Source organism: Nonlabens sp. MB-3u-79 (assembly GCF_002831625.1).
Classification (GTDB): domain Bacteria; phylum Bacteroidota; class Bacteroidia; order Flavobacteriales; family Flavobacteriaceae; genus Nonlabens.
The window spans coordinates 2,856,513-2,869,465 of the sequence record NZ_CP025116.1 but is presented as its reverse complement, the minus strand read 5'-3'; the positions used below and the strand labels follow the sequence as shown (position 1 = coordinate 2,869,465).

Annotated in this window: 13 protein-coding genes; 8 read left to right on the top strand and 5 right to left on the bottom strand. The window is 36.0% G+C overall.

Going from position 1 to position 12,953, the window contains the following annotated elements; all coding sequences use genetic code 11:
* Nucleotides 1–100: 100 nt before the first annotated feature.
* The 5 genes from CW736_RS12680 to ychF all read left to right on the top strand — a co-directional run bounded on the left by CW736_RS12680 (nucleotide 101) and on the right by ychF (nucleotide 3,612).
* On the top strand, nucleotides 101–610 hold the full coding sequence (locus CW736_RS12680) for an RNA polymerase sigma factor (protein WP_101014692.1): 510 nt from the start codon (nucleotides 101–103) through the stop codon (nucleotides 608–610).
* On the top strand, nucleotides 607–1,071 hold the full coding sequence (locus CW736_RS12675) for a hypothetical protein (RefSeq protein WP_101014689.1): 465 nt from the start codon (nucleotides 607–609) through the stop codon (nucleotides 1,069–1,071). The genes CW736_RS12680 and CW736_RS12675 overlap by 4 nt, the downstream gene beginning before the upstream one ends.
* A 31-nt stretch (nucleotides 1,072–1,102) precedes the next feature.
* On the top strand, nucleotides 1,103–1,633 hold the full coding sequence (locus CW736_RS12670; protein ID WP_101014686.1) for a DUF4252 domain-containing protein: 531 nt from the start codon (nucleotides 1,103–1,105) through the stop codon (nucleotides 1,631–1,633).
* A 49-nt stretch (nucleotides 1,634–1,682) separates the two neighbouring features.
* Nucleotides 1,683–2,327 carry a DUF4252 domain-containing protein gene (locus tag CW736_RS12665; RefSeq protein WP_101014684.1) on the top strand — a complete coding sequence of 215 codons (645 nt, stop codon included), beginning with the start codon at nucleotides 1,683–1,685 and terminating at the stop codon, nucleotides 2,325–2,327.
* Between the two features lie 190 nt (nucleotides 2,328–2,517).
* Nucleotides 2,518–3,612, top strand: a complete 1,095-nt coding sequence (gene ychF / locus CW736_RS12660; protein ID WP_101014682.1) for a redox-regulated ATPase YchF — start codon at nucleotides 2,518–2,520, stop codon at nucleotides 3,610–3,612.
* A 295-nt stretch (nucleotides 3,613–3,907) separates the two neighbouring features.
* On the opposite strand, the gene CW736_RS12650 is transcribed toward ychF, so the two are convergent.
* Genes CW736_RS12650 through CW736_RS12630 form a run of 5 tightly spaced genes read right to left on the bottom strand, consistent with a single transcriptional unit; the run spans nucleotide 3,908 to nucleotide 7,865 of the window.
* Nucleotides 3,908–4,321 carry a hypothetical protein gene (locus CW736_RS12650; protein ID WP_101014676.1) on the bottom strand — a complete coding sequence of 138 codons (414 nt, stop codon included), beginning with the start codon at nucleotides 4,319–4,321 and terminating at the stop codon, nucleotides 3,908–3,910.
* Complete coding sequence (gene gldG / locus CW736_RS12645; protein WP_101014674.1) at nucleotides 4,311–6,008, bottom strand: gliding motility-associated ABC transporter substrate-binding protein GldG; 1,698 nt, start codon at nucleotides 6,006–6,008, stop codon at nucleotides 4,311–4,313. The genes CW736_RS12650 and gldG overlap by 11 nt, the downstream gene beginning before the upstream one ends.
* Before the next feature lie 2 nt (nucleotides 6,009–6,010).
* Complete coding sequence (gldF, locus tag CW736_RS12640) at nucleotides 6,011–6,739, bottom strand: gliding motility-associated ABC transporter permease subunit GldF (protein WP_101014672.1); 729 nt, start codon at nucleotides 6,737–6,739, stop codon at nucleotides 6,011–6,013.
* Nucleotides 6,736–7,032 carry a putative quinol monooxygenase gene (locus CW736_RS12635; RefSeq protein WP_101014669.1) on the bottom strand — a complete coding sequence of 99 codons (297 nt, stop codon included), beginning with the start codon at nucleotides 7,030–7,032 and terminating at the stop codon, nucleotides 6,736–6,738. Before CW736_RS12635 ends, gldF begins: the two co-directional genes overlap by 4 nt.
* On the bottom strand, nucleotides 7,029–7,865 hold the full coding sequence (locus CW736_RS12630; protein ID WP_101014667.1) for an S-adenosyl-l-methionine hydroxide adenosyltransferase family protein: 837 nt from the start codon (nucleotides 7,863–7,865) through the stop codon (nucleotides 7,029–7,031). Before CW736_RS12630 ends, CW736_RS12635 begins: the two co-directional genes overlap by 4 nt.
* Nucleotides 7,866–8,015: 150 nt before the next feature.
* On the opposite strand from CW736_RS12630, the gene CW736_RS12625 reads away from it, so the two are divergent.
* The 3 genes from CW736_RS12625 to CW736_RS12615 all read left to right on the top strand — a co-directional run bounded on the left by CW736_RS12625 (nucleotide 8,016) and on the right by CW736_RS12615 (nucleotide 12,864).
* On the top strand, nucleotides 8,016–8,966 hold the full coding sequence (locus tag CW736_RS12625) for a PhoH family protein (protein ID WP_101014664.1): 951 nt from the start codon (nucleotides 8,016–8,018) through the stop codon (nucleotides 8,964–8,966).
* A 294-nt stretch (nucleotides 8,967–9,260) separates the two neighbouring features.
* Nucleotides 9,261–10,124: a GLPGLI family protein gene (locus tag CW736_RS12620; RefSeq protein WP_101014661.1), complete on the top strand. Its 864-nt coding sequence runs from the start codon at nucleotides 9,261–9,263 to the stop codon at nucleotides 10,122–10,124.
* Nucleotides 10,125–10,179: 55 nt separating this feature from the next.
* Nucleotides 10,180–12,864: a TonB-dependent receptor gene (locus CW736_RS12615; protein WP_101014659.1), complete on the top strand. Its 2,685-nt coding sequence runs from the start codon at nucleotides 10,180–10,182 to the stop codon at nucleotides 12,862–12,864.
* Nucleotides 12,865–12,953: the final 89 nt, after the last annotated feature.

Here is a 12,953-nt window from a genome sequence, read left to right as displayed (position 1 = left end):
TGACGTCCTTGAGGTATAGAGAATGAAAGCGAATGGTAAAAAAATATATATTCTTGTAACAATTAAAAAGCATACTCGTCATAAAAGTATAACCAAGTAAATGAAACAAAAAACGTTTGTAAAGACCTTCCAAGAGGTACAGCATAAGATGTACTTTCTGTCCAAGCGATTGCTCACTTCTCATGAGGAGGCGGCAGATGCCGTGCAAGAAGTCATGGCAAGACTTTGGGAAAAGCGTTTCCAACTCGATGAGGTTAGAAATAAGGAAGCTTACGCCATGCAAATGGTTAAAAATTATTCCTTAGACCGATTGAAAAGTAAACAAGCAAGTCATTTAAAAATAGTTCATAGTAACTATGATAGTGAAGAGAGAAATATAGAAGGTGAGTTAGAAAGACTCGGTCAAATAAAGCTGGTACAGAACATGATTAATGAACTGCCAGAACAATATAAGATGATTGTTCAGCTCAGAGATATACAGGGATATGATTTTGAAGCTATAGAAAATATAATGAATATGAAGGCGACAGCGGTAAGAGTAGGGCTGAGCAGAGCAAGAAAAATGCTTAAGGAAAAAATAGAAGAACAGTATAAAACAGAAATCGCATGAACGATTTATTAGAAAAATATTGGAATGGTGAGTCCACTCTGTTGGAAGAACAACAACTTAGAGACTATTTCAGCTCTGAGAAGGTGTCTACAGAGCATGAGGTATACCGCAGCTTGTTCAACACTTTTGAGTTAGAGCAGGGGATGGAAGAAGGTGATTTTGACGCTTTCGCGAAAGTGAAACAAAAACAATCCCTAGATAACCAATTCCAGAAAAGAACCTGGAAAGGACTCGCCGTAGCAGCAGGTTTCTCTCTACTTCTCGCAGTAGGAGCAGGCTACTATCAAGAGCAATACAAAACGCAGCCAGACTTAGGAACTTATGAAACTCCAGAAGAAGCTAGAGCAGCAGCATTAAATATGCTGGAGCTCGTAAGTGTCAAGTTAAATAAAGGACGTAGCAATATGAAACCACTACAAACTTTAGATAATAAAACAGCTGCTGTTTTTAACCTTAAATAATAATCTCAATCATAATTTAATACAAGTCAACATGAAAAAATTAATCTTTACCCTAGTACTCGCAGTAATGGCAACCCCATTATTTGCTCAGGACGCATTTGAAAAGATGGGTTCCCTAAAAAACATTAAAGAAACTGTAGTAACCAAAGATGCCTTTGAACTACTCGCAGAGATGGATATGGATATCCAAGATAAAAATCTGAAAGCAGGTAAAGACCTGCTAGATAGTCTAAAAGACGCACGTTTTTATACGACCTCTAATCCAGATAGCGCTAAGAAAATGATCAGTATTGCAAATGCTTATGTAAAGAGCAAAGGTCTTGTCAAATTGATGAGTGTAAAAGAGGATGACCAAGACTTTGCATTCTATGTAAAAAAAGGCAACACGCCAAAGAAAATTCAAGCACTAGTAATGATTATTGATGAAACTATGAATACGTCTAACCCAGAGGCTATAGTGATGAAAATAACTGGAAATATCGATCTTGGTCAAATTTCTAAACTTACTAAGATGATGAATGTACCTGGGCAAAAACAGATTGAAGAAGCTACTCAAGAATAATCGTTTGCTTAATTAGTTCTCGTATTTTTAATCTTAAAAACCATTAATTATGAATAAGTTCATTTTAAAAATAGTCCTTTTAACACTGGGTGCAACTGTAGCACTTACCTCTTGTGACTCCGATCCAACGCTACAGAGCTATATAGTAGATAGTGGTGATAAAGAGGGGTTTATAAGCACTTCTATTCCTAAAACGATTCTAGGAATAGACGACAGCAAGCTTTCTGAAGAGGCACAAAAAGCCTATAATTCTGTCAGCAAAGTAAATGTGCTGGTATACCCTAAAACAGATGAGAATGCTGCTGTCTTTGAAAAAGAAAGTGCCCAACTCAACAATATTTTAAAGGGTAAAAAGTATAAAACTTTAATGACCCATAATCAAGATGGAATGAAGGCAAAATTCCTTTATCAAGGTGATAAAGATTCTATAGATGAAATTATTGTTTTTGGTACTTCAGATGACATGGGGATGGGTGTCGCTCGTATTTTAGGTAATGACATGAACCTTTCTGGAATGATGAAAATGATGAAGGAACTGGAAAAGATAGATATTGATCCAGCAGGTATAAAAGGGATACTTGGGAATATGGGAATTGATACAAATAATAACGGAGACCTGGATGAAGGCGCGATGAAAGCAATGCTAGAATCAAAAGGAATTGACACCTCAAATATGCCAGTTCATAAGGAATAATTAGTTTCCTTTCACTTTATAAAATCTGTATCCTCTAGATACAGATTTTTTTGTGCGCTATGGGGTCATAAATATTATAATATGCTTATGGAAACCTTATATTTGCACGCTTTCAAAAGGAGTCAAGTTTACTATAAACTTGTATTTTTTTTACAAAAAGAAAGCGGAATAATAACAAATAATTTAACACATGAAAGCTGGAATCGTAGGACTACCTAATGTAGGTAAATCAACTCTTTTTAACTGTTTATCAAATGCCAAAGCGCAAAGTGCCAATTTTCCGTTTTGTACCATAGAACCCAATGTAGGAGTAGTAAACGTGCCAGATGCACGTCTTAAGAAATTAGAAGAACTGGTTAATCCAGAGCGTGTGATGCCAGCAACGGTAGAGATCGTAGATATTGCAGGTCTTGTAAAAGGAGCGAGTAAAGGAGAAGGACTGGGGAATCAGTTTCTAGGGAACATACGTGAAACAGATGCAATTATTCACGTGTTGCGTTGTTTTGATAATGACAACATTATCCATGTAGATGGTCATGTAGATCCTATACGCGATAAGGAAACTATTGATATAGAATTGCAATTAAAAGATCTGGAAACCGTAGATAAAAAACTGGAAAAAGTAAAAAGAGCGGCCAGAACAGGTAATAAAGAAGCTATTAAAGAAGAGGAAGCTTTAGTAAAGATTAAAGCTGCTTTAGAGGCTGGTGTTTCTGTACGTGCGGTAGAATTGAGCGATGAGGTAAGAGCAGAGTTTGTAAAGCCATTGCAATTTATCACGGATAAGCCAGTGATGTATTTATGTAACGTAGATGATGAGTCTGCTGTTTCTGGAAATAAGTATGTAGATCTCGTTAGAGAAGCTGTAAAAGATGAAAATGCTGAAGTTCTTGTACTTGCTGTAGGAACAGAAGCTGATATTACCGAATTAGAAGACTATGAAGAGCGTAAAGAATTTCTTGCAGACATGGGACTAGATGAGCCGGGAAGTGCAAAATTGATACGCAGTGCTTACCAGTTACTCAATCAGCAAACTTATTTTACGGCTGGTGTAAAAGAAGTAAGAGCATGGACTATTAATATAGGCTCTACAGCACCACAAGCTGCAGGAGTGATACATACCGACTTTGAAAAAGGATTTATACGTGCAGAGGTAATCAAATACGATACTTATGTAGAATTTGGCTCAGAAGCAAAAGTAAAAGAAGCTGGAAAACTAAAAGTGGAAGGAAAAGAATACATCGTGCAGGATGGTGATGTGATGCACTTCTTATTTAACGTTTAAGTTGGGGTAGTAGGTATGTGGGATGAGGTTTTTTTTGCTCGCTCGCTTTGCTCGCTTGATATTATAAAAAAGCTCCTTTTTCATTTTGAAAAAGGAGCTTTTTTATTTTATTTCCCAAAGGGCAGAATTAATTCTACCCTTTGGGACACGCTCTGCAATATTTTTTTTAAACTCGACTCAATTCAGACGATGCCAACATGAATAGTTGGCATGTCGAATGTGAATAACTTTTAAAAATGAAAATTTTATAGACCAATATGCCTAGCAGGAAGAGGTGACAAGTCGAATTGGATTATCATTTAAAGATTTTGAGGTTTATTTGATATTCTTTTTCTGGAGTATAACCGAATACCTTTTCGAAAACATCAAAATATATTTTATTAATATGAGAAGGATCTGAGTCAGTTAGGATCACATACTTTAATCCTTCTAGATTAATTTTTTGTGAATCTTGAAAATATACTGTTGATTGGAAAGCTTTATTGAATTTGTCTACATCTCCAATTAATACAAAAAAGGCTAATCCATTTTCTTCTATTATGTTTAATCCAAATTGAATAATAGTTGCCTGTCTAAAAACTTGCATTCTTGGCAAATTGTTTTGATAAATAGTCATCTCAAAACGCAAATTTGGATCATTCTTTATTAGCGAAAGTCTTCTATTGTGCCTAATTCTTTTTAAAAGGTCTGAGATAATTTTAAACCGCATACTTCCTTTTTCTCAACCACATAAATACAAAACCAAAACCAGCGACCAAAAGCAACGGAAGGACCACATTGATCAATTGCCATTTGAATTTTTGATCAATTATTTTTTTAGAATCTAAGAAAGGTACTTTAATATCTTTGTTGCGCAGCTTGATAAGTCCGGTGTCGTCGAGCAGGTAGTTGACCGTATTCATTAAGAACTCTTTGTTACCGTATAACTGTCCAGTTCTCATATCGTAGCCCAGTTCTTGAGCCTGTCCTCGATCTACTTGGTTTTTAAGAATATCACCATCTGCTATGAGTACTATAGCGGCGTTTTTACCTTGATCTAAGTTGGCTTTTAAGTTGACCGGTTTTACTCGGTTTTTATAAGCGCTGGTAAAAGAACCTTCGGCAAGCACAGCTAGCGGTAGATGAGATCTGTTATAAGTTTCTGGATTGATTTCTTGACCTATTTCCGCCAAAGAAACTAAAGCGGGTAAGGTCAATACTTCTGTTTTAGAAGAAGTGCTTAGTAGAATAGTTTTTTTAATTCCGTTTTTTAAAGTGTCTATGGTTCCTGTGTATTCAAACTTGACACCTTCTAGATTTTTAGTAATGAATTGAGCCGTTGCACTGGTGTCTAATGAAGACTTAGAAATAGGATAGTACGGCCACGCATAAGCTTCGTATTGTGTATTTCGACCTTGACCCGTCGCTAGTGCAATAGGTGCATGTTGTAAATCTTTTACGAGTCCATTGTTTAAACGCAATCCATATCTAAAAAGCATGTCGTCTAGATTCAGCTTTCTCGGTAATGGATATGCTTTTGCTTCTTGATTAGAAAGACTGTCGTTTTCCATAATTACAGGGTCAACTGCTAGAAGTAACTTCCCGCCTTGCATAAGGTATTGATCAAGTATGTATTTCTTGGTCTCGCTGTAAGCTTCTGTAGGTTTTGGGTCGACTACAAGGTCAAATTTATTCAAAGATTCCAACACTTGTTGAGGTTGTATAGAATCACTAGTCCTCAAAAATTCGATCCCAAAAGGTGCTGCTCGATAATATTCTTGTATACTTTTAATAAAATCACCGATTTTTAAATCAGACAAGCTGCCGCTATCCCTGAGGAAAGCTACTGTTTTAGTCTTTTCTTGAGATGCTTTACGCAACCCATCAGCAAATTGATATTCCAATTGTTGTATACTAGAATTCACCCGTTCTTCAGCAGTAGCACGAGCTACCGTTTTTAGAAGCGGTACAGCAGTGGTTTTACCGTCGTAAAGAATCAATGCGTATGGAAAAATAGTAACCTTAGTACTTTTCCCTCCTTCTTGAACAGTAGCTACAGCCCCTTTTACACCGCTTTTGGCCAGTTGTGCTGTAATCTGTTCGGCTTCTTGTTGTGAAGCGTCATCAATAGGATTGATAAAATCATATTTTAAATTAGGATGTATCGCTGCTAGTTCTTCTAGAAACTGACCTGTTTCCAACTTCAGTTTACGGAATTCCCCAGGCAACTCGCCATCTAGAAAAACATCTATCAGAATAGGCTTATAAGCTTGTTCCAGGACTTTTTCTGTTTCTTTGCTTACGGTATAACGGCTGTCCTTGGTAAGATCAAAACGCTGGTAAATAGATCCAGAGATTGCGTTCAACACAATTAACAGGATTAGGACCACGATAAAGCTGGTATAGTTTCTTTTCATGGTTATCGTTTTGAGAACATTAATTTCAGTGAAATTTCGCTTAAAGCGAAAAACAAAACAGCAACACTTAAAAAGTAGATCACATCACGAGTATCGATCACACCTCTAGCCATACTTTCATAGTGATATTTAAGTCCTAAGGAGGCTAGAAAATCACTGTCTGACAAATAACTAGAAAGTCCTTCAAAACCAAAATAAAGAATAAAACACAAAACGGCAGAGAGTAAAAAAGCGACCACTTGATTAGAAGTCACTGTGGAACTAAAAACACCTATAGCAGTGTAGCTCATAGCGAGTAAAATAGCACCGAGATAACTGCCAAATGTACTGCCGTAATCTAGGTTGTTTGTAGTCTCCCCTAATTGTCCCAAACTCCACACATAGATCAAAGTTGGGATCAAAGCAATGACGATTAAAACTAAGGAGGCAAAGTATTTACCAGCCACTAATTTTCTAGTGGAAATAGGTCTGGTCACTAACATTTCTAAGGTTCCTAAGTTGCGTTCTATCGTAAAGCTGCGCATGGTAATGGCAGGGATTAAAAACATAAATAACCAAGGAATGATCAGAAAGAAAGGCGCAAGATCTGCAAAGCCGTAATCTAATATATTGTATTCGCCTTTGAACACAAAAACAAATAAACTACTGATCATAAGGAAAATACCTATGACTAAGTAACCGGTTAGACTAGCGAAAAATCCGTTGAGTTCTTTGAGGAAAATGGCTTTCATAAAAGGCTGTGAATTTTTACAACCGAATTAGCTTGTGGTTTCTGATCAAACAGAGCTTTAGTTTGCGGCCATACTTCTTCAAACAACGCACTTTTTCTGTATTTATTTAAAGCGTCTTCATTTTCCCAATAACTATAGGTGTAAAAACGTTGTTCGTCATCCTTGTCTTGATACAATTCTAAAAAACTACAACCAGGTTGATTTCTTATTTGTTCCTTATAGGCGTCAAACATATTTTGAAACTTACCTACAGCAGTTTCTTTAAAATGCATATTTACAATTCGTACAATCATGATTCTTTAAATGTAATAATTACTGGTGCATTAATTTGCAATCCAAATAGAGTACTAGCGCTTCCTACGGTTAGCGGATTTGACTTATAAGTTGCTATTTCTATATAACCGGCACTGTTAAATATAACCAGACCTTTTCCATCTACATCGCGCTTTTTTTCATCATCATCAAAGTTAATGATATCGCTGTAACGTTTGAAAATCTTATCAAATCGTTCATTACGAGCAGAGAGTTCAAATTTACGACCCTTGCCTATTTGTTCAAAAATCTCTTTATTAATATTGGCGACAGAATTACCATAATTATCAATGTAAATAACTTGGCCGTAAATAATGTTTTTAGTTTCAGATATTTTAGGGGTAACCCCAGATATGGCCCTGATACGGGAGATAGGTTTACCTATCACCTCTAGGGTTCCTCCGCGAGCTATGTGACAAGCGGTACTTACAAAAGCATCTAACGTGGTGAAATTTGAAGAGATCCTATCATGGATGTTGATCTCTACCAGTTTTTCTGGACGTAACTTATTCATGATCAAAGCCAGCACTCCATTATCGGCACAAATAAAAAAATGACCTTTTAACAAAACGGCTATATGAATGTTCTCAGGAGTATGCTCTGCATCTACTCCTATAATATGTATGGTACCGTCTGGAAAGGAGTGGTAGGCATTTTTAATAATGTAGGCGGCCTCAGCAATGTTGAAAGGGGTTACTTCGTGAGATATATCAACGATATTTACGTTTTCTAATTCTTTATAAATAGCACCTTTTACCGCTCCTACGTAAGGGTCTTTCCAGCCAAAATCGGTTGTAAGGGTTATAATAGGCATAAAGGATTTTAAAATTGTTAATTAATTGATCGTTAAATTATCCTTTAGGAGCTCTATGGACTAATCATTTTTCTTAATTTTCAAGCAGTCTTTCACTGTAAGACAAAACTATAAAATTAAACATTTAATTACTTACTTAATTTAGCGCTTTTGAACGAACTTATCATCGACCTGTCAGAATCAAATCCAATAGAATTTTTTGGAGTAAAAAATAAAAATCTCGCCTTCTTAAAATCTCATTTTCCAAAACTAAAAATTGTCGCACGTGGTAGCACCATGAAAATTTACGGAGATGAAGAACAACTTGGAGAGTTTGATAAACGCATACAGATGATGTTGACGCACTTCGGTAAATACAACAAGATGGATGAAAATGTCATGGAACGCTTATTAACAAGTGATAAGAGCCATGAAGACATGGGTATGGGGCGTGATGATATTTTAGTTCATGGCAATTCTGGAATGTTAATTCGTCCCAAAACTCCCAACCAGCGTAAACTGGTGGAACTTACTAAGAAAAACGATATGGTTTTTGCAGTAGGTCCAGCAGGAACAGGTAAAACCTTTATAGGTGTAGCTCTTGCGGTAAAAGCCCTTAAGGAAAAACGTGTCAAGCGCATTATTATTACACGCCCAGCAGTAGAAGCTGGAGAGAACTTAGGGTTCCTTCCAGGAGATCTTAAAGAGAAATTAGATCCTTATATGCAGCCTATTTACGATGCATTGAGAGATATGATTCCTGCCGAACGACTTGCGACCTATATTGAGAAAGGAACCATTCAAATTGCACCTCTTGCTTTTATGCGCGGTAGAACACTAGATCACGCTTATGTGATTCTAGATGAATCTCAAAATACGACTCATGCACAAATGAAGATGTTCTTGACACGTATGGGAAAAGATGCTAAATTTTTTATCACTGGAGACCCTGGGCAGATAGACTTACCACGTCGAGTAACTTCGGGGCTTAAGGAAGCTCTTTTAATTCTTAAAAATGTCGACGGAGTAGGTATGATGTACTTAGATGATAGTGATGTGGTGCGCCATAGACTGGTAAAAAAGGTTATCGAGGCGTATAAGGATATTGAGAACAGGAATTAACTTCATGTCATTCTTTGTTTAGTTTAGTCGCTAGTTGCTTTTAACTAATTCTGGAATTCTAATTTTTATTGTTTTGATGTGTCCGCTTTCGCGAAAGCGGAACTGTTGCTATTTTCTTCTTTAAAGCAATCATTTAAACCTTATAAGTTCTCCTGGTTAATAGATTATTACAAAGGTAGGATCAATATAAAATGGATCTTTTTTTCTGATAGGCATGTTAATGTTTTGAGAAATAGTTAATTCTCGTTTAATGTTTACATATTTTCGTTAAACAGTAAGTTAAAAAACACAATCATGAAGTCTATTATTTTTTTAGTTAGCGTAGTTGCCTCTTTATTTATACTACCATCTCAACCTGAAGCACAAGAATTTCAAGGTCAAGCGGTATATATATCAAAAACCAGGATGGATTTAGGTACTTGGGGCGCACGAATGAGTGAAGAACAAAAGAAACAAATGCAATCGCGTTTAAAGAACAGACTTGAGAAGACTTACGTATTAAACTTCAATAAAGAAGAATCTGTTTTTGACGAAAAAGAAAAGTTGGACGCTATATCAGGAGCGACTGATTCATGGGGAAATAACTTTGCTGCAGGAGAACAATACAAGAACGTTAAGAAAAATGAACTCATACAGAGCCAAGAGTTTTATGGTAAGCAATTTCTAGTAAAGGATAAGCTTGCGGCCATAGATTGGAAAATGGGCTCTGAAACAAAACAAATAGGAAAGTACATGTGTTTTAAAGCAACCGCGACTATTCCTAATACAGAGTTGACATGGTATTCCTTCTCATGGAATGAAATAACAAACAATGATCAAGAAAGTGAAGAACAGCCTGCAGCTACCGAAGGGGATACAGCAACTACGGAAATAATCGAAATAGAAGAAGTACCATCTACACTAGTAGAGGCATGGTATACGCTGCAAATACCAGTAGGTCACGGACCTGCAGAATACTGGGGACTTCCAGGGCTTATCTTAGAAGTAAGTGCAGGGGATACGACTATGTTATGTACAAAAATAGTACTGAATCCTCAAGAGAAGATAGAAATAGAAGCTCCTGATAAAGGAAAAGAAATTACTAAAGTATCTTACAAGGAGACCATTGTAGGTAAAATGATGGAAATGAGAAATAACAGAGGAAGAAGAAGAGGTTAAGAAAACAAACAAACAAACAAAATCTTTTTTAGTCCCATTTCAAGAATTACCCATTATGAAGAAAATATGTTTTTTACTGCTTTTAACAGCAGCAAATTTTTCCTTTGCTCAAGTTAAATTGCAAGGAGTTGTTAGAGACAGTTTAAAACAACCACTAGAACTAGCTAGTATTGTAGCCTTCAATCAAGAAACTAAGGCATTAGAATCCTACGGAGTTACTAATGAACTAGGTAAGTACTCTTTATCTTTAAAAAAGAATATCACTTACAAGATACAAATCAGTTATGTAGCAATGAAAACGCTTGAAGAGTCTCTAGTGGTAAAAGAGGCTGATATGACAAAAGATTATACCTTATATGCAGAAAATTCTTTAGACGCTATTGAGCTTATTTATGAAATGCCCGTAACGATCAAAGGAGATACGGTCACCTACAATGCAGACTCTTTCCAAAATGGGTCAGAAAGGAAATTAGAAGATATTCTTGCTAACCTTCCAGGGGTGGAAATCAATGAAGATGGACAGATAGAAGTCGAGGGGAAAGTAGTGAATAAACTTATGGTCAACGGTAAAGATTTCTTTGACGGGGATACCAAATTAGCTTCAAAAAATATCCCTTCAAAAGCTGTTGATAAAATACAAGTACTGCGTAATTATTCAGAGGTAGGTCAATTAAGTGGCGTGTCTAATAATCAAGATAACATAGCGCTGAATATCAAGCTTAAAGAAGGAAAAGAAAACTTTTGGTTTGGTGATGTTACCGTGGGTGGTGGTAGCTCCCCTGATAAGGAACTCTATTTATTACAGCCTAAATTATTTTACTATACGCCTAAGTATAGTATCAACTTTATAGGTGATTTGAACAATACTGGAGAATTGGCTTTAACGAGACGAGATATACGTAATTTTGGTGGTGGTTTTAGATCTCCTAGCAGGAGCAGTGGAACGAGCATTAATTTAGGAGATAACAGTCTTAATTTTTTAACCAATCAAAATAATGCCGTTGAAATTGAAAATCAATTGGCATCGGCAAACTTTAGTTATGCGGTCAATCCAGCTTTGGATTTAAGTGGGTTTGTTATCTTTAATAGCAGCCAGATTGCCTCAAGAGAAACTAGTTTTGTTCAATTTCCTGAAGAGTTTACAGAGCGAAACAATAACGAACGCTCTAATCAAGGATTGGTCAAATTAAGCGCTTCTTACCAACCTAATTTTAGCAACCAATTGGAATATGATATTTTAGGTCGTATTTCCAACGATAGGCAGCGACAGAATCTCTTCTCATCTGTTATTGGTAATACCAATCAAGCAGAAGAAGTTACTCCTTATAATATTAATCAAAGTCTTCAATATTATTACACATTAGATGAAGACAATATTTTCTCCTTAGAAGCACAACACCTGCTTAAAAACGAAGATCCTTTTTATAATGCTGTATTAGAGGATGAAAACAATGAGTACGATGCTACTGCGGCTAATTTAGGATTGGATCCCAGTTTAGATACCTACAACATAGGGCAAAATAGACGTATCAAATCCAACCAGTTGGATGCAAAATTAGATTACTTTCATATTTTGAATCCTAGAAGTAACTTGAATTTTACCTTAGGAACGATTCTGAGTAGTCAGGAATTTAACTCCAACCTATTTCAGTTTTTAAACGATGGAACAACTTTTAATCCTACGCCTACCATTAATAACGGACTTGCTGTAAACGACACACAGTATAATTTTACAGATGTTTATTTTGGCGCTCATTACCGATTGAAAACAGGGAAGTTCACGATTACACCAGGATTCTCTTTACACGCCTATGGCAACAAGAATACTCAATTTGGTGCAACTTATAAAGATAACTTCTTAAGGTTGCTGCCAGATTTTGAAACCCGTATTCAATTCAAGAAAAGTGAATCCCTTACCTTAAGTTACGACATGCGCAATCAATTTACAGATGTAACGAGGCTTGCACAAGGTCTTGTTTTAAATAGTTTTAACAGCATACAATTTGGTGCACCAGACTTACAAAATGCGTTGTCGCATAATGTCAACTTGATCTACAGTAGTTTTAATCTTTTTAATTATACGAATGTATTTGCAAGAGCCTCTTACTCTAATAATATAGACCAGATAAGAAGTTCCACTGACATTCAAAGCGTTATTAGAACCAACACATTTTTAAACTCTGCTTTTGCAGATGAAAATGCAAACATTTCTGGACGTGTACAACGTACTTTTGGTAAAATAAGAGCAAGCTTTAATGCCGGGCTTAATTACAGCAAGTTCAATCAGTTTGTAGATTCAGAACGTTCTGTAAATGAGGTTTATACACAGTCATACACACCTAGTATACGCACCAATTTTAAAGTAGCTCCTAATGTTACTTTAAGGTACCGTTACAGTATTAATGATAACAATCAAGGGGGGCGTAAATCGCAATTTATTACTACATCCCCTTCTATAGATGTGGATGCTTATATCTGGAAGGCCGTAACTTTTAGAACCAACTATTCTTATACCAATCAAAATATAGGAAATGGGCAATCACAATCCTTCCAAAATTGGGATGCAAGACTTTCTTATAGGAAAGATAGAGATGCAAAATTTGAATATGAAGTTAATGCGACCAACCTTTTGAATATATCATCTCAAGTGACTAACGGAGAGAATGGCATATCTGCATTTACTTCTGAGACTTTTATACAACCACGTTTTGTGACTTTTAGAGTGGTTTACAGTTTGTAATATTTATATTTTCAGTCAGGTTGAATTGATTTAGTGGGACCGTTTTTTTATTAAATAGTAGCAACCTAATATTCGTTTGCACCTGGTAT